Below are 15,648 nucleotides of genomic sequence, written 5' to 3'. Positions count from 1 at the left end.
CGACGACTGAGCGACCGAGGGTCACACCTCGATGTGGCGTCGCCGGACGAGGACGAGCACCGCGAGCACGATCAGGGCGACCACACTCGCGATCGGACCCGCGTACGCGCGACCGGGGACGACCGCGGACGAGATGAGCGAGAAGTCCCAGAGCCCGTGGAGCAGGCCGGGCAGCAGCAACCCGCCGGAGCGCCGCCGGACGAGGTAGAAGAAGTAGCCCGCCACCGCGACCACCAGCACCTGGACGAGCGCCTTGGGGCCGGTGGAGAACAGGTTCGCGGCGTGTGCGAGGCCGAAGACGACCGACGACCACAGCGCGACCTTGCCCTCGGAAAAGCCGTGGGCGCGGAAGACCGTCACGCCGATCCCGCGGAAGAGCGCCTCCTCGGCGTAGCCGACGAACAACGCGCTCAGCAGGAGCAGCAGCGTGAAGCCGAGGCCGCGGTCGGCGAGCCCGGCGTAGTCGGTCGCGAGCAGGATCGCCACGACCATGATCACCGGGACGGCGAGCACCCAGCGCTGCACGGGCCGGTCGTCGGTCAGCACCGGCCGCCACCACCGCAGCGCCGTGATCGCCACGGCGACCAGCACCAGCCCGATGCCGACCGGGAGCGTGAGGCTGCGCCAGACCTCGTCGAGCGAGGTCGGGCTGGCGTACGCGACGTCGATCCCGATCGTCGCCGCCCAGCCGATCAGCCCGGTCACCACCACGTACCCGACGACCAGGGCGAGGTACGCCCACACCGGCAGCGCGCGGCTCCCGGCCTTGACAGGCTGCGACGACATACGACTCCACTCCGCCGGGAGCCCCGCGGGCTCGGGTCCCGATCATGACCCAACGGCGCGGGTCTCGCGAACTCTTGACAAGCAACCCCGCCAGCCTGTCTGCTTACTCCTGCACGAATGGACGCAGAAACGAGCAGTTTCTCGCACTTTCTGGAGGCTCGGGTGCATCGACGGCTCAGCGGAACCCCTCGACGGCTGCTGTGCGGCGCCGTCGCCCTGACCCTCACGGGAGCCCTCGCGGCGCCCGCGGCGGCGGACCGGCTCACGGCGTCGGCCTTCACGGTCCCCCGCAGCGGCGACGCCCCGGGTTACCAGGTGCGGATCAACACCGCCCACCTCGGCGTCACCGTTTCGCGAGGTGGTGAGCCACTGCTGCGCACGGCCTCGGACGCGTTCACCTTCGGCGACGCGGTGGCGACGCGCGTGCGGTCCGTCTCGAAGCAGGGCGTGACCGTGGTCGCCGAAGCCGGCAGCACGGCGGGCAAGACGGTGACCCTGCGGCTGACGCCGCGCGCGGACCGGTTCGACCTGAGCTGGTCGGTCGCCGGGGAGCCGGCCGGCGACCGCGCGACGCACTTCGACCTGGCGGCGTCCGGACACTGGTACGGCGGCGGGGAGACCAGCGAAGGCCAGGTCCAGCCGTACCCGCTCTCGGCGGGCGTGGTGGACGAACCGGAGTTCTCCCCGGCCAGCTACATGATGCAGGAGCCGTACTTCTTCACTTCGAAGTCGGTCGGGGTGTACGTCCGCACCGCGCAGCCGATGAAGGTCGCGCTGGCGAACGGGCGCGCCGATCTCGCCGTGACCGGGTCGGCGGAGTACTCGAGCACGGTGTTCGTCGAGTCGAGCCGCCGCGCGGTCTACGACGACTACGTCGGCGAGGTCGGCAAACCCGAGAAGAGCGACGCCACAGACGCCGAGTACGCCAGTCCGCTGTGGAACTCGTGGGCGCAGTACTACCGGGACATCGACCAGGACAAGGTCGTCGCGTGGGCGCGTGACCTGAAGGCCGCGAACGTCGCCGGGCACACCGTGCAGCTCGACGACAAGTGGGAGTCGAACTACGGCAACCTGACTTTCGACGCGAAGACGTTCCCCGACCCGAAGAAGCTCGTCGCCGACATCCACGGCATGGGCCAGAAGTTCGGGCTGTGGACGACGTTCTGGATCAACCTCGACTCGGCGAACTACGGGTACGCCCGCGACCACGGCTATCTGTTGCACGCCAAGGCGAACCCCGCCGAGCCGTGCACCGTGAAGTGGTGGAACGGCACGGCGGGGATCATCGACCTCGGCAACCCCCAGGCCCGCGACTGGTACACCGGGAACCTGCGCACGCTGATGGCGGACTACGGCGTCGACGGCTTCAAGTTCGACACCCGGTTCTTCGACGACAGCTGCGCGACGTCGAACGGCCTGACCCCGCAGGACTACCAGAAGCTCGGCGCGGACATGACCGACCGGTTCGACCAGCAGGGTGCCGGCATCCGCACACACTGGGGCAACCAGCGCTACGGCTTCGTGATCCGCGCGGTCGACGCGGACACGACGTGGGACGGCCTGCGCACCTCCCTGCGCCGGGCCTCGGCGATCTCTGCCGACGGTTACCCGTTCGTCGAGACCGACATGATCGGCGGCTCCGAGAGCATGCCGCCGCCGTCGAAGGAAGTCCTGGTGCGCTGGGCGCAGGCGGCATCGCTGATGCCGCTGATGTACGCCTCGACGTCCCCGGTGACGACCGTCGACACCACCACGGGCAAGCCGGTGACCTACCCCGCCGACACCGCCCGTCTGTACGCCGACGCGGTGCGCACGCACGCGAAGCTGGCCGGTTACCTGCAGACGCAGGTGAAGCAGGCGGTCGCGGACGGCACCCCGATCATGCGGCCGGTGTTCTTCGACTTCCCCGCCGACCACCGCTTCGACACGATCGACGACGAGTGGCTGCTCGGCCCGGCTCTGCTGGCCGCGCCGGTGATCATGTCGGGCACGTCGCGAGACGTGGTCCTGCCGGCCGGTCTGTGGTTCGACCCGAACACCCACCGCGTCGAACTCGGCGGCCGCACCCTGCGCGGCTACCCGGCGCCGCTCGGCACCACCCCGATGTTCGTGCGCCTCGGCGCGCCCGGCGCCGCGGGGCTGATCACCGCGCTGTCCCGCTGAGCTGACCGGCGCTCACGCGGGACCCGAGCACCCGCGTGAGCGCGTCGGCCAGCGACGTCTCGGACGTCGAATGCCACGCGACCACAACGTCGGGCCGCAGCAGCAAGGCACCGTCGGCGGGCAGGCAGACCTCGGCGAGCCAGCCCTCGTGCGATACCTCGGCCCACCGCAGCCCGAGCCGGTCCGCCTCGGCGATCCAGTGGCCGTTGTCCGGGCCGGTGAGCAGCGTCAGACCCGGCCCGGCGTAGTCCACAGTGGACGTCGTCGCGTCGAGCCACGCGTGCGGGACGCGGGTGCCCGGCCGGCCCGCCGGGGCGTAGTGGTCGGCGGGTGCGGGGTCGCGGCCGTCCGGGACGAACGCGCCTTCCGCGTACTGGGTGCCGAACATCGTGGTCATCGGGTCGCCCGGCAGCCCGCCGCCCTTGGTGAAGGCGGACAGCATGTCGCCCACGTGCCCGATCACCGTGCTGGACGCCTCGGCGATCGCGTAGCCGGCCGGACGGCGTTCGGTGTCGTACGTGTCGAGCAGCGCCGGGGTGGCCTTTCCGGCGAGCACGGCGGCGAGCTTCCAGGCGAGGTTGGCCGCGTCGGCGATGGCCGTGTTGGCGCCGGCCGCGGCCATCGGCGGCATCACGTGCGCGGCGTCGCCCGTCAGGAACACCCGGCCGTCGGCGAACCGGTCGGCCACGCGCATCGCGGACTCCCACGGTGAGCGTCCGAGCAGCTCGACGTCGAGATCGGGCACGCCGACCACGATCCGCAGGAGGTCCTGCCAGTCGCCGTCGCCGAGGGTGCCCGCGTCGGGGAAGTCGGCGGTGGAGAACAGCCAGCGGTCGGTGCCGTTGACCGAGAGGAACGCGCCCGAGGCCACCGGGTTCTCGATCTGGCAGAGGTTGAACGGCTTGTCCCGCACCAGGTCCGCGAGATCGGCGCGGAAGTGCAGGTCGAGGTTGTCGGCGAGGTGGCCGTGACCGCTGCGGGTGATGCCCAGCGCCTCGCGGACCGGGCTGTGGGCGCCGTCGGCGGCGATCAGGTAGTCCGCGGCCAGCTCGTACGGCTCGCCGTCCGCCGGGCGCAGCCGTGCCGTCACGCCGTGGTCGTCCTGGGTGAACGACACGAGTTCGGTGCCGAGGCGCACGGACACGCCCCGCTCGCGGGCGGCCCGGCGCAGCAGCGGCTCCAGCACGGCCTGGGGGCACAGGACGTTCGGCCCCGGGCTCAGTTCGGGCATCCGTCCCTGCTGCCCCCGCCGGGCGCGCAGCAGGTCGGTCAGCTCCCGCGGGCGGGCCGCGGCCAGCGTCGGGCCGGTCAGCACCTGGCTGAACGCCGCCAGTGGCGCGCTCGCCTCGTCGACCTCGTCGGCCAGGCCGAGCAGGCGGAACAACTCGGTGCTGCGGGGGTTGAACCGGCGCGCCTTCGGCTGCGGCGACGCACCGTCGCGCCGGTCCACCAGGACCGGGAAAACCCCTTCGCGACGCAGCAGCAACGCGGCGGTCAGGCCGGCGATCCCGCCGCCGCTGATCAGGACGGGGACACGTGTGATCATGGAAGACTCCCTCTAAAAGTGACACGGTACAACTCAGTACACCGTGCAACTAGTGATATCGTCAAGCCATGACCACGGAGACCGGGCCGGGCCGGCGCGAGCGCAAGAAGGCGGCCACCCACCGGGCGCTGGCCGACGCGGCCCTGCGCCTGTTCCTCGAGCGCGGGTTCGACGACGTCGGCGTCCGCGAGATCGCCGAGGCCGCCGACGTGTCCACCACGACCCTGCAGAAACACTTCCCCACCAAGGAATCCCTGGTCTTCGACCGCGACGGCGCCGTCGAAGAGGACCTGATCGCCGCGGTGCGCGACCGCGCGCCCGCCACCTCGGTGCTGGACGCGCTACGGGACTACACGCTCGCCCGCGTCCGGCTGGGCGCCGCGAGCGAAGGCGCGTCGGCGTTCCTCGGACTCGTGCACCGCACGCCCGCGCTGAGCAGCTACTGGCACCGGATGTGGATGCGCCACGAGGACGCGCTCAGAGGCGCCCTCGCCACCGAAACCGGCGTCCCCGAAGACGATCCCGGGTGCGCCGCGCTGGCCCACTTCGCCCTGGAGACGTCGGCGCTCGCGATGCGCGCCGCGGATCCGGTCGCGACAGCCGAAGCCGCGTTCGCAATCCTCACCCACGGCTGGACCGCCGCACCCCGTTGAGTCCGGCCACGGTCGGCGAAGGTGTGATGCGGAGCCCGCGCGCGCCTACAGGCAGGGCGGCCGGTAACCGTCGACGTGCAGGCCGCGGAAGGTCAGCACGTTCGGCGTCTTGCCGACGAACACCAGGCCGCGGGCCTCGGTCAGCGCCGAAGCGAACGAGTAGGCCGGCGTGCCCAGTTCGGGCAGCGACGTCCAGGCGCGGGGCGCGAAGCTGAAGAACTTCGTCACGACCTTCCCGTGCGTCGAGGGCACGAGCGTCAGCCACTTGTCGCCGCCGCTCCAGTGCGACGCCGGGCGCAGCTGGACGTAGAGGTCGTCGGTCGCGCTGTAGGTCAGCCGGAAGCCCGCCGACCGGGAGAGGTCGGCCTGCGCCTCGAACCGGTTGCCGAGCCAGAGGACGGCCACGTGCCATTCGGCGCCGAGAAAGCTCACCTCGGCCGCGTACCGGCCGTGGTCGCGCACGAGCAGGCTGCCCGTCGCCGGCACCGTCGTGCCCTCGCCGCTGGCGAGCCACTGCTGGTAGCCGTCGATCGACGGGGTCGCGCACGCGCACGAGCCGGCGGGCGACGCGCTCGCCGTCGCCGTGCTGAGCAGCGACATCACCAGCACCAGGACGAAAGCTGCAAACGGAACCCGTGCACGCATTCCCGGGAAGCTAGCAAAGACCGGCAAGCGGCCGCGCACGCGTGTTTCGATGAGCGGGACCGTGTGGCGCGCGTCACGGAATGCCTGTCGATCTTCCGCGCTGAACACAGGAGAGAAAGCGTTCCGATCCGAGGGAGTGACATGTCCGCCACCACCACGCCGCAGGAGGCGTCCACCGCGCCGGTCGTGCCCGTGCTCGACGACTTCGACTTCCCGCTCACCGACGGTGCCGCCTGCCGCATCGACGACCCGGACTGCGAAGCCTGCCAGTGAGCACGAGCGCGGGCCGCCCACTCCGGTGAGCGGCCCGCGCCCACGGCTCAGTCGCCGGTCGGACGCTCGACGACCACCGTGGCCATCAGGGAATGGCCGACCCCCAGGCCCTGCTGGGACTGCTGTTCACACGCGAACAGGGCCTGCGCCAGCCGCTTCGCCTGGTCCGGTGCGCGCAGTTCCCCCGCCGACGCGAGGACGCCGTTCCAGCGCTCGGCGAACGTCGCGAAGAACGTCTCGACCCGCTGCGGGACGTCTCCCGCGGGCGGTTTGAAGCGCAGCTGCGCGGCCGTGACGTCGGTGGCGCCGCGCGCGAGCTCGTTGAGCAGCGTGCGATAAGGCGGGATCCCCTGGTTGAACGCGCGGGTGGCGGTGTGCCGGCCGGCCAGGATCGACCGGTCGGTGAAGGTCACCGCGCCCAGCCGGGCGCCCGCGCCGATCGCGGCCTGGACGAGGGCGTCGTCGAGGGAACCGCGGTCGTAGAAGCTCATCTGGTCGTGGACGGTCTCGTTCGCGCCCTCGAAGAAGCTCATGTTGTACGCCCACCGCGTCTCCGGCCAGCGTGGCGTCCATTCGACCGAGTACCGCCCGAGCACGTCGACGACCAGCACCGCGCTGTCGCGGGTCTCGACGATCCGCCGCATGAGGCCGGTCAGGACTTCGATCGTGTCGGCGTGCGGGAGGTGCGAATAGGGCACCCCGCAAGACATGTAGAGGTCGAAGTCGCCCGCCGGGGGCTCGGCGCGCATGTCGGCGACCTCGAACTCGGCGGGCCGCCCGGCGTGCAGCGAGCGCGCCGTCTCGACCATCCCGGGATCGAGGTCGACGCCGAGGTAGGCGAGCCGGCCGTCGTCGGTCACCGGGGCGAGGCCGCCGTGCGGCTCGGTGAGCAGGGCGAGCCCGTCCCCGGTGCCGGCCCCGATGTCGAGCACGCGCAGCGGCTGGTCCGGCCGGGACCGGACCCGGCCGACGGCGTCGCGCAGGACCTGGTGCGAGACCACTTCTTCGAGCATGGTCTTGACCGGATCCCGGCGCTTGGGCGAGGTGTAGTGGGCTTTCGCGTCGCGGTAGGACGTGGCGGCTGTCGTGTTCACGCCTCACCCCGGTGGCGAGCATCGTCGATCAGTACGTATGACGCGTTGCTGGTCGTGATCTCCATATCTCCGATTCTGGCAAGAAAAAGCCGGCCGGGTGAGGCGGACATCTCGGATCGTGCCCACTGCGTTCTGTTCCTTCAGCCCGGCGCGGTGGTCAGCATCCAGTGGCTGAAAGCGGCGTACCGCTCCGCGAAATCGGCCGGACCGACGGCCTTCTCGACCGCGGCGGAGAACTCCCGGACCCGCTCGAACCGGGCCCTGCGAGAGTCTTCGTACCGCTTGAGAGCCCCGGTCGGGTCCGACGTCGCCAGCGCCGTCCGCAGCACGCCGACGTCCTCGACCCCGAGCGTGCCGCCCGCGGCGATGTGCGGTGACAGGCCGTGGGCGGCGTCGCCGATGAGGGCCACGCGCGAACCGGTCCAGTGCGGCAGCGGCGGAACGAGCATGATCCGGTTCTCCAGGATCGTGTCCTCGGGGGTGGCCGCGATCATCCGCAGGAGCTCGTCGTGCCGGCCCGCGTCGGCGAGGTTGCGGGCGCGCGCCAGGGCTCGGTCCCGTCTGGTTCCCGGCAGCGGCCCGGTCTCGAACTGGTTGACCATCCACATGGTCCGCCCCTCGGCGACGCGGGTGTACCCACCGCGCGTGCCGGCGGTCCCGATGGTCAGCACGGTGCCTTCGGGGCGTTCGTCCCCGGCCGGGACGATCGCGCGCCACGCGTAGTGCCCGGCGTGCTCCTGGGCGTCGCTGCCCGGCAGCAGCCGCGCGCGGACGCGGGAGTGGACGCCGTCGGCGCCGATCAGCAGGTCGGCGCGCAGGCTCTCGCCGCCGTCGAGGTGGACGACGACCTCGTCCGCGTGGTCCTCGAAGCCGGTCAGCCGGGCGGAAAGCCGGATCCGGTCCCGGCCGACGGCATCGGCGAGCACCGTGTTCAGCGCCGGCCGGGGCACCAGCAGGAAGCGGTGGTCGCTGTCGTCGTACCCGTTGGCGCGCAACGGTTTTCCGGCCGGGTCGAAGAACCACGCGGTGATCTCCTGCCCCAGCGCGCGGACGTCGACACCGACGTCGTCGAGCACCCGCACGGCGTTGGCCCACAGGCCGATCCCGGCCCCGGCGGCGCGGATTTCCGGCGCCTGCTCGAGGACGGTGACGTCGTGCCCGATCCGCCGCAGGGCCGCGGCGGTGGTGAGCCCGACGAGGCCGCCACCCGCGATCACTGTGTGCATCTCCCGCTCCTTCGTTCGCTCCCGACTCCAGTCAAGGGCGACGCCGTCATAATGACAAATGCATACTCGCTATCTGTAGCATTACCTGCGTGCATCTTGATCTGAACCTGCTGGTCGCGCTGGACGTCCTGCTCGACGAGGGCAGCGTCGGCGCCGCCGCGGACCGGCTCCACCTCTCCCAGCCGGCCATGAGCCGGACGCTCGGGCGGATCCGGCGCGCGACCGGCGACGAGATCCTCGTGCGCGCCGGCCGGGTGATGCTGCCGACGCCCTACGCCGAGCAGATCCGCGGCGAGGTGCACCAGCTGGTCGCGCGCGCCCGGACGATCTTCGTCCCCGAGACCGAGCTCGACCTGGCCACCCTGGAGCGCACGTTCACCTTGCAGTGCAACGACGTCGTGGCGAGCGCCCTGGTCCCCCGCCTCGCCGCCTGCGTCGCGGCGACCGCGCCGGGCGTCTGCCTGCGCGTGCTCGGCGAAGCGGACACCAACCTCGACGGGCTGCGCCAGGGCACGGTCGACGTCCGGCTGACCGACGAGACGACGCACCCCGCCGACGTGCGCTCGGCGACCGTCCTGACCGACACCCTGGTCGCGGTCGGCCGCCACGACCTGGCCGCCGACCCGGCGACCACGGCCGGGTTCACCGCGGTGGGGCACGTGGTCGTCTCCCGCCGCGGCCGCCGGCGCGACCGCGTCGACGACGTCCTCGAGGCGCACGGCACCGCCCGGCGCGTTTCTCTCACCGTGCCCACTTTGGCGATGGCCCTGGCCGCCGTGACCGCCGCCGGGCTCCTCACCGTCGTCCCCGGGATGGCCGTCGCCGGGCTCGGGCCGGAGCTGCGCGCGTGGCCGCTTCCCGTGCCGACGCCGGAAATCCCCGCGGTGCTGGCCTGGCACACCCGCCACGAACGCGACACCGCCCACACGTGGTTGCGCGACACGATCCGGGACGTCCTTTCTGTCGGTGGTCCCCGGTAACGTCTGGGCCGTGAACGCTCGGGAACGCATCCAGGAACTCGCCGATCGGATCGTCGTCATGCGCGACGCCTACTACCGGGGCTCGCCCACGGTGGCGGACGCGGAGTACGACGCCGTCGAAGACGAGCTGCGCGGCCTGGTCGAGGCGAACCCGGAGCTGGCCCCGGACCCGAACCCCCTCGAGCAGGTGGGCGCGCCCGCGGTGCTGCACGCCCCGATCCGGCACTCGCGCCCGATGCTGTCGCTGGAGAAGGCGACCCGGCCCGAGCAGGTCGTGGCGTTCTTCGAGCGCTTCCCCGGCCAGCCGGTGGTCGTCATGCCGAAGCTGGACGGCCTGTCGCTGGCGCTGGTCTACGAGAACGGCCGGCTGGCCCGCGCGGTCACCCGCGGCGACGGGACGACCGGCGACGACGTGACGCTGCTGGTGCGCGCGCTGACCGACGGGATCCCGGACCGGCTCGACGCCCCGGGCCGCGTCGAGGTGCGCGGCGAGGCCGTGATGCTGCGGTCCACCTTCGCGGCCTACAACACCGCACACCCGGACAAGCCGCTGATCAACCCGCGCAACGCCGCCGCGGGCACCCTGCGGGCCAAGGACCCGGCCACCGTCGCCGGGCGGAACCTGCGGTTCTTCGCCTTCGACCTCTACACCGACCCGGACAGCGCGGAGACCGACCTCGGCAGCGCGCTGCAGACCCTCGGGTTCACCGCGGCCGACATGCGGCGCTGCACCGACGCGGAGGCCGCGCAGGCGGTGATCACCACGATCGAGCAGCAGCGCAACGACCTGGACTACGACCTCGACGGCGCCGTGCTGCGGCTGGCCGACCGGGACGCGTACGCCGCCGCCGGCACCCGGTCGAGCTCACCGCGTGGCGCCCTGGCGTTCAAGTTCGCCGCCGAGGAGAAGACCACCGTGCTGGCCGACGTGGTCTGGGACGTCGGCAAGACGGGCAAGATCGCCCCGGTCGCCTGGCTGGAGCCGGTCTTCGTGGGCGGCACCACGGTGACCCGCGCGACGCTGGCCAACCAGGAGGTGATCCGCGCCCGCGGCATCAAGATCGGCGACACCGTGCTGGTGCGCCGCGCCGGTGACGTGATCCCGTTCGTCGCCGGAGTGCTCGACGCGTCGAAGCGCACGGGCGCGGAGCAGGAGATCGTGCCGCCGACGGTGTGCCCGTCGTGCGGGCATCCGCTGACCGAGCAGGGCAACAGCCGGGAACTGTTCTGCACCAACGTGTCCTGCCCCGCCCAGACCGTGCGGCGGTTGATCCACTGGGCCTCGCGCGCGGCGGCGGACATCGACGCCATCGGCGGCGTGTGGATCGAACGGCTGGCCGAGACGGGGATCCTGGAACAGCCGTCGGACTTCTACGGGCTGACGAAGGAAACCCTGCTGGAGTACGACCGCATCGGCGAGGTCTCGGCCACCCGCATGATCGAGTCGATCGACACGAGCCGCCGGGTCGGCCTGCGCCGCGCGCTGATCGGCCTCGCGATCCCGATGGCGTCCGAGGGCACCGCCGCCCGGCTGTGCCGAGCCGGGTTCGGCTCTCTGGAAGACGTCCTGGACGCGGGCGTCGACGGCCTGGTCGCAGTGGAGGACATCGGCCCGAAGGTCGCGACGTCGCTGATCGAGCACCTCACCCGGCTGCGCCCCGAACTCGAGCGGCTGCGCGAAGCCGGCGTCTCGCTGGACGTCCGCGAGGAAGACCTGCCCCCGGTCGTCGCGGCCGGCGCGCCCTTGGCGGGCAAGACGGTGGTGATCACCGGCGGCATCAACGACCCGCGCTCGGGCGAGAAGGTCCCCCGCCCGACATTCCAGCGCCTGTGCGAAAAGGCGGGCGCCACCACGGCGTCCTCGGTCTCGGCGACGACGGACATGCTCATCACGGGCACCGACGTCGGCGCGGCCAAGCTCACGAAGGCGGAGAAGTTCGGCGTCGAGGTAGTCGACCAGGGTGAAATCTGGCCAATGCTGATCGCGGCGGGCATCGTCTGAGCACCGGCCCCGGGTCGCCCGGTCAGCATGATGGCCACTGTCGGCGGCGCTCCCGTCGCACGCTGGCTCCCCGGCAGCAGGTCGGCCGCAAGCCGTCGGACCGGCCTGCCGTGAGGGGCACCCTCAGGGACACAAAAGCCATGAGGGTGCCCCTCACGGCTTTGATCTGGCGGGCCGACCCGCCCCCGTGCGGTGTCGCGCCTCGCCGCCCCCGGCGGCAAGTTCACCGCGCCAGTCGGCAACTTGGCCGCTCCCGGCGGACGTGTTGGCCGCGCCCGGCAGCGTGTCGGCCGCGGGCCGTCGAACCGGCCTGCCGTGAGGGGCACCCCTCAGGGACACAAGAGCCATGAGGGTGCCCCTCACGGCTTTGACCTGGCGGGCAGACCCGCACCCATACAGTGGCGCGCCTCGCCGCTCCCGACGGCAAGTTGACCTCACCAGGCAGCAAGTTCGCTACTTCCGGCGGACATGTTCGCCGCTCAGTTCCCGAGGCCTCCAGCACCGATCCCGCCGCCGAGTTCCGCCGTGGGTCGTCGTGAGTGTTTAGGAGGGTTAGAACCCCCCTAAACACTCACGACAGCGCCCGCCGTACGCAAGGCGGCCGGTCAGTTTTCCAGCAGGGACTTGAGTTCCTCGTCGATCAGCAGGTCCGGGTCGAACTTCATGCCCGCGAAGTGGCCGGCCAGTTCCAGGGACAGCACGCCGTGCAGGCGCGTCCAGAACGACAGTGCCCGGTGCAACGTCGCGGCGTCCGCCGGGTGATTCGCGGCCCAGTCGCGGTGGGTCTCTAAGTGCGTGTCGAACGGGGTCTGCTGGCGGTCCTCCGGTAGCGCGTCGCTCGCGTCGAGGAGCACCGTCATGACCTCGAACGAGATCGCCGTGATGTCGTCCGGTGCGTGGTAGCCGGGGACCGGGGTGCCGTAGATGAGGAAGTACCGCTGCGGGTCACTGCGCCCCCAGTCCCGCACGACATGGGCCAGCTCCGCCAGCCCGGCGCCCGAGGAGCGGGCCTCTCGGACCGTGTCGGCGAGGCTTCGGTAGGCGTCGCGGATCAGGGCGGTGATCAGCTCGTCGCGGCTCGCGAAGTACCGGTACAGCGCCGGGCCGCTCATGCCCACCTGCTTGGCGATCGCGTTGAGCGACAGCGCCGGCACGCCCGCCGCGGCGATCTGCTCCCACGCGTGCTGCTTGATCTCCGCGCGCACCTGGGCCCGGTAGCGCTCGCGTGGGCTCTGACCAGCTGGATCCGTCATGAGTTAGAGGCTATCACTTTTCCTATTGACACTCACAGCAGAAGAGTTATAGCTTCTAACCAACACAACGACCACTAACAAGGAGCATCCGATGCGCTTCCGTTCCGCTCTGATCGCGATCCCGCTGGCCGCCGCCGGGATCTTCGGCGTCACCGCTGCCGCCCCGGCCGACGCCGCGACGAGCCTGACCTGCCGCGGCGCCGGGATCGACGCCGCCGCCCAGCTCCACCACCGGACCGAGACGCTGATCAAGGCGCCACTGAGCACCGTCTGGAAACGGCACACCGACGTCGAGGGCTGGCCGTCCTGGCAGAACGCCGTCACCAGCATGAAGCGGCTCGATCCGGGCCCGCTGCGGCCGGGCTCGCGGTTCCGGTGGACGACGCCGGCCCCCGCCACGCCCACCACCCCGGCGACGACCCTCGTCATCACCTCGACCGTCCAGCAGGTCAAGCCGGGTCAGTGCATCCGCTGGACCGGGCCGGCGATCGGTGACGGCCTGAGCATCGACCGCGGCGTCCACGTCTGGACCTTCACCCCGGTCCGGGGCGGCGTCCTCGTCAGCACCGAGGAGAGCTGGACCGGCGCGCAGATCGAGACCGACCCGGCCACCGCGATCCGGTACCTCGCCCCGGGCCTCGACGCCTGGCTGGCCGCGCTCAAGACCGCCGCCGAAACCTGCTGAAACCCCGCAACCGTCAGGAGAGAACGATGACCACCACCACCGCCCGCAAGACCTCGCTCGCCGTGCTGATCGCGGCCTGGGCCGTCCCGGTCTTCGTCGCCGGACAGTTCGCCCTGCTCGCCGGGATCCCGATCGTCGTCGTGCTGGCCGGCACCCTGCGCGAACCCCGCCTGCACGCCGTCCGCTGGCCGACGGCCGCCCTGACCGCCGTCTACGCCGGGTCGCTCGCGGTCTGGCTGCTCGGCCCGAGCGACGCGCCGAGCCTGTCGAAGTTCCTGAGCCCGGTCGCCACCGGCGTGTTCACCGCGGTCGGCGTCGCGACCGCCGTCGCGCACCACATCGCCCGCCGTCGTTCGGTCACGAAGTAGCGGACCAGCCGGGCTCAGGCTTCTCCCGCGAACTCCGGGAGAGCCGCGAGCCCGGCTGCGACGAGTCCCGCCGCCCGCCCGACGTCGGCCGAGACCAAGTCCTCGACCTGCTCTGCCGTGCGGGTGACGTCGAGGTGCTTGGCCATCGACCGGAACTGGATCTGCCAGAGCGCGACGAGCGCGGTCGCCAGCACCCGCGGTTCCGGGTCGTCCGGCGTGGTCCCGGCCCGCTCGGCCAAGGCCTCGGCGGCGGCCACGACGAGCTGCTCGGTCATCTCCAGGCGGTGCGCGCGCAGGGCCGGCGTGGTCGCGATCAGCAGCCCGAACCGCCGGGACTTCGTGATCGCCTCGGCCGGGTCGTCCTGCTCGGCGAGCCAGGACAGGACGGCGGCGCGTTCCTCCGCGAGGATCCGCAGCGCCGCTTCGACCGGGGACACGCCGGGCTCGGCCAAGTCGGCCCGCAGCGCGGTCAGCGCCGCGTCCGGGTGGTCGAGGATCAGCGACTCCTTGGTCGGGAAGTAGTTGAAGACGGTCTTCTCCGACACCCCGCACGCCTCGGCGATCTCCGCCACGCGCACGGCGTCGAAACCCCGCTCGACGAACATCTCCGTCGCCGTGTCCGAGAGCTGCTGGCGCATCAGCCGCTTCTTGCGCTCTCGCAACCCCTCGACCTCGGACTCCCCGTTGCGCCGGGTGCGCGAGGCCGCCCAGTTCACCGTTCGCGGACTCATGGGCTCCAACTTAGTGCACCGCCCGGATATTTTCGGCTACGGTAATTTTTCCGCGGCGCGCTCGTGCTGCTCCGGGCGAGCGCCGTCGTGGCGACTGTGCTCGGTTGCCTGCAGCCGGTGCCGGCCGGCGCCTTCCTGCAGGGCCACTATTCGATGCTGGCCGCGCACCGCATGTCGGGCATGCTCTTCGCGCTGGCGCCGGGCCGGTACGACGCGGACTGGAAGGACACGGTCGACGTCCGCCCGTCGGAGGCGGTCGAGGTGGCGGTGAAGTTCACCGACTACGCGGGCCGGTACATGCTGCACTGCCACAACCTCGAACACGAGGACATGGCGATGATGGCGGACTTCTCGACGCAGTAGCGCACACGACGACGGCCCACCCGGGGTTTCCGGGTGGGCCGTTCCGTCACTCCGGCGAACCGGGGTGTCCGATGTGGATGGTCAGCCGCCGAGGATCGCGAGGATCTGGTTCAGCAGGTTGACCAGCGCCTGCAGGTTGCTCAAGGGGCCCGGGTCGAGCAGGCCCGCGATCGCGCACAGGAGGTTGCCCAGCAGGTTGCCGGGACCGGCGTCGGCCGTGATGTTCAGGTGCACCTGGTTGAGGTGCACGACCAGGCCGAGCAGGTCGAGATCGAGCGGCCCGAGCACCAGGTCGAGGATCTGGCAGGACGCCGCCGCGACGCCGACCGGCACGGTGACGGCCTGCGAGACGGTGCCGACCTGCTGGCCGGCGGAGTCGACCATGGTCAGGTCGGCGACACCGTCGGCGAGCGTGCTGGTGCCGTCGGTGGTGAAGCCGGTCGGCGTGAAGGTACCCGCCGCCGTACCGGTTCCGCCCGACGCGTCGGTGAACGTGCCGGTGATCGGCGCGGTCAGCGCCGAAGCGGCCTGGGCGGCCGGGGCCGGAGCCGCGGAAGCCGTTCCCGCACCGGCGAAGAAGGCTACGAGGCCGGTGACGAGCAAGGCGACGACCGCGGAGCGGCCGAGCTTTCCGATTCTCACTGAAGGCTCCTTTCGAGGGGTGGTTCGACCTCGTAGGAGTGCACCGTGAGCGGAACCGGAAACCCGAAAACAGGAATATCCCGGCGTGAGCAATCTCAACTGATCGACACCGCCGCGGACCGTAACCAATCCGGCGGCCAGTCGTCCACACCACTCTTTTTCCCACGCCCGGAGCATTTGCTGTGGCAGGGCGCCTGCCCACCGTCCCCAAAGGACACTGTAACACGACCCGGCGCCC

General features: G+C 71.5%; 16 protein-coding genes. 8 read left to right on the top strand and 8 right to left on the bottom strand.

Annotation, left to right across the window (positions count from 1 at the left end):
• Window positions 1-21 precede the first annotated feature (21 nt).
• Window positions 22-786, bottom strand: coding sequence for a CPBP family glutamic-type intramembrane protease (locus tag OG494_RS08715; protein ID WP_328453709.1), 765 nt, complete (start codon window positions 784-786; stop codon window positions 22-24).
• Between the two features lie 162 nt (window positions 787-948).
• On the opposite strand from OG494_RS08715, the gene OG494_RS08710 reads away from it, so the two are divergent.
• Window positions 949-2,949, top strand: a complete 2,001-nt coding sequence (locus OG494_RS08710; RefSeq protein ID WP_328453707.1) for a glycoside hydrolase family 31 protein — start codon at window positions 949-951, stop codon at window positions 2,947-2,949.
• Here the strand turns inward: OG494_RS08710 and OG494_RS08705 are convergent.
• Window positions 2,930-4,495, bottom strand: coding sequence for an FAD-dependent monooxygenase (locus OG494_RS08705; protein ID WP_328453705.1), 1,566 nt, complete (start codon window positions 4,493-4,495; stop codon window positions 2,930-2,932). The two genes, OG494_RS08710 and OG494_RS08705, sit on opposite strands and share 20 nt — an antisense overlap.
• Before the next feature lie 68 nt (window positions 4,496-4,563).
• Between OG494_RS08705 and OG494_RS08700 the strand changes: the two genes are divergently transcribed.
• A complete protein-coding gene (locus OG494_RS08700; RefSeq protein ID WP_328453703.1) occupies window positions 4,564-5,148 on the top strand; it encodes a TetR/AcrR family transcriptional regulator in 585 nt (194 codons plus the stop codon).
• 45 nt (window positions 5,149-5,193) lie between these two features.
• Here the strand turns inward: OG494_RS08700 and OG494_RS08695 are convergent, their stop codons facing one another.
• Window positions 5,194-5,748, bottom strand: a complete 555-nt coding sequence (locus OG494_RS08695) for a hypothetical protein (RefSeq protein ID WP_442874472.1) — start codon at window positions 5,746-5,748, stop codon at window positions 5,194-5,196.
• 186 nt (window positions 5,749-5,934) lie between these two features.
• On the opposite strand from OG494_RS08695, the gene OG494_RS08690 reads away from it, so the two are divergent.
• On the top strand, window positions 5,935-6,066 hold the full coding sequence (locus tag OG494_RS08690; RefSeq protein ID WP_328453699.1) for a hypothetical protein: 132 nt from the start codon (window positions 5,935-5,937) through the stop codon (window positions 6,064-6,066).
• Window positions 6,067-6,113: 47 nt separating this feature from the next.
• Here the strand turns inward: OG494_RS08690 and OG494_RS08685 are convergent, their stop codons facing one another.
• A complete protein-coding gene (locus OG494_RS08685; protein ID WP_328453697.1) occupies window positions 6,114-7,160 on the bottom strand; it encodes a class I SAM-dependent methyltransferase in 1,047 nt (348 codons plus the stop codon).
• 140 nt (window positions 7,161-7,300) lie between these two features.
• On the bottom strand, window positions 7,301-8,446 hold the full coding sequence (locus OG494_RS08680; RefSeq protein WP_328458905.1) for an FAD-dependent oxidoreductase: 1,146 nt from the start codon (window positions 8,444-8,446) through the stop codon (window positions 7,301-7,303).
• Between the two features lie 29 nt (window positions 8,447-8,475).
• On the opposite strand from OG494_RS08680, the gene OG494_RS08675 reads away from it, so the two are divergent.
• Together OG494_RS08675 and ligA are read left to right on the top strand one after the other, a co-directional pair.
• Window positions 8,476-9,366 carry a LysR family transcriptional regulator gene (locus OG494_RS08675; protein WP_328453695.1) on the top strand — a complete coding sequence of 297 codons (891 nt, stop codon included), beginning with the start codon at window positions 8,476-8,478 and terminating at the stop codon, window positions 9,364-9,366.
• 10 nt (window positions 9,367-9,376) lie between these two features.
• On the top strand, window positions 9,377-11,368 hold the full coding sequence (gene ligA, locus OG494_RS08670) for an NAD-dependent DNA ligase LigA (RefSeq protein WP_328453693.1): 1,992 nt from the start codon (window positions 9,377-9,379) through the stop codon (window positions 11,366-11,368).
• A 605-nt stretch (window positions 11,369-11,973) separates the two neighbouring features.
• Here ligA and OG494_RS08665 read toward each other — a convergent pair.
• Window positions 11,974-12,621 carry a TetR/AcrR family transcriptional regulator gene (locus OG494_RS08665; protein WP_328453691.1) on the bottom strand — a complete coding sequence of 216 codons (648 nt, stop codon included), beginning with the start codon at window positions 12,619-12,621 and terminating at the stop codon, window positions 11,974-11,976.
• A gap of 91 nt (window positions 12,622-12,712) precedes the next feature.
• On the opposite strand from OG494_RS08665, the gene OG494_RS08660 reads away from it, so the two are divergent.
• Together OG494_RS08660 and OG494_RS08655 are read left to right on the top strand one after the other, a co-directional pair.
• Window positions 12,713-13,306: an SRPBCC family protein gene (locus OG494_RS08660; protein WP_328453689.1), complete on the top strand. Its 594-nt coding sequence runs from the start codon at window positions 12,713-12,715 to the stop codon at window positions 13,304-13,306.
• Between the two features lie 26 nt (window positions 13,307-13,332).
• Window positions 13,333-13,674: a hypothetical protein gene (locus tag OG494_RS08655; protein ID WP_328453687.1), complete on the top strand. Its 342-nt coding sequence runs from the start codon at window positions 13,333-13,335 to the stop codon at window positions 13,672-13,674.
• A gap of 14 nt (window positions 13,675-13,688) precedes the next feature.
• Here the strand turns inward: OG494_RS08655 and OG494_RS08650 are convergent, their stop codons facing one another.
• Window positions 13,689-14,405, bottom strand: coding sequence for a TetR family transcriptional regulator (locus OG494_RS08650; protein WP_328453685.1), 717 nt, complete (start codon window positions 14,403-14,405; stop codon window positions 13,689-13,691).
• A gap of 87 nt (window positions 14,406-14,492) precedes the next feature.
• Between OG494_RS08650 and OG494_RS48340 the strand changes: the two genes are divergently transcribed.
• The gene (locus OG494_RS48340; RefSeq protein WP_442874397.1) at window positions 14,493-14,768 is read left to right on the top strand and encodes a multicopper oxidase domain-containing protein; all 276 of its coding nucleotides are present in this window, start codon (window positions 14,493-14,495) and stop codon (window positions 14,766-14,768) included.
• 81 nt (window positions 14,769-14,849) lie between these two features.
• Here OG494_RS48340 and OG494_RS08640 read toward each other — a convergent pair whose 3' ends face one another.
• Entirely contained in the window at window positions 14,850-15,410 is a 561-nt protein-coding gene (locus OG494_RS08640) for a hypothetical protein (RefSeq protein WP_328453683.1), read from the bottom strand.
• Window positions 15,411-15,648 lie beyond the last annotated feature (238 nt).

The sequence above is a fragment of the Amycolatopsis sp. NBC_00438 genome, from assembly GCF_036026695.1.
GTDB lineage: Bacteria > Actinomycetota > Actinomycetes > Mycobacteriales > Pseudonocardiaceae > Amycolatopsis.
Note: the sequence above shows the minus strand (reverse complement) of the source record. Positions and strands in the feature narration are given on the sequence as shown.

Bases quoted from the DNA above. Each gene is read 5' to 3' on its own strand.
- OG494_RS08660 (WP_328453689.1), top strand. From the start codon at position 12,713: ATGCGCTTCCGTTCCGCTCTGATCGCGATCCCGCTGGCCGCCGCCGGG.
- OG494_RS08655 (WP_328453687.1), top strand. From the start codon at position 13,333: ATGACCACCACCACCGCCCGCAAGACCTCGCTCGCCGTGCTGATCGCG.
- OG494_RS08690 (WP_328453699.1), top strand. From the start codon at position 5,935: ATGTCCGCCACCACCACGCCGCAGGAGGCGTCCACCGCGCCGGTCGTG.
- OG494_RS08715 (WP_328453709.1), bottom strand. From the start codon at position 786: ATGTCGTCGCAGCCTGTCAAGGCCGGGAGCCGCGCGCTGCCGGTGTGG.
- OG494_RS08700 (WP_328453703.1), top strand. From the start codon at position 4,564: ATGACCACGGAGACCGGGCCGGGCCGGCGCGAGCGCAAGAAGGCGGCC.
- OG494_RS08695 (WP_442874472.1), bottom strand. From the start codon at position 5,748: ATGTCGCTGCTCAGCACGGCGACGGCGAGCGCGTCGCCCGCCGGCTCG.
- OG494_RS08705 (WP_328453705.1), bottom strand. From the start codon at position 4,495: ATGATCACACGTGTCCCCGTCCTGATCAGCGGCGGCGGGATCGCCGGC.
- OG494_RS08650 (WP_328453685.1), bottom strand. From the start codon at position 14,405: ATGAGTCCGCGAACGGTGAACTGGGCGGCCTCGCGCACCCGGCGCAAC.
- OG494_RS08665 (WP_328453691.1), bottom strand. From the start codon at position 12,621: ATGACGGATCCAGCTGGTCAGAGCCCACGCGAGCGCTACCGGGCCCAG.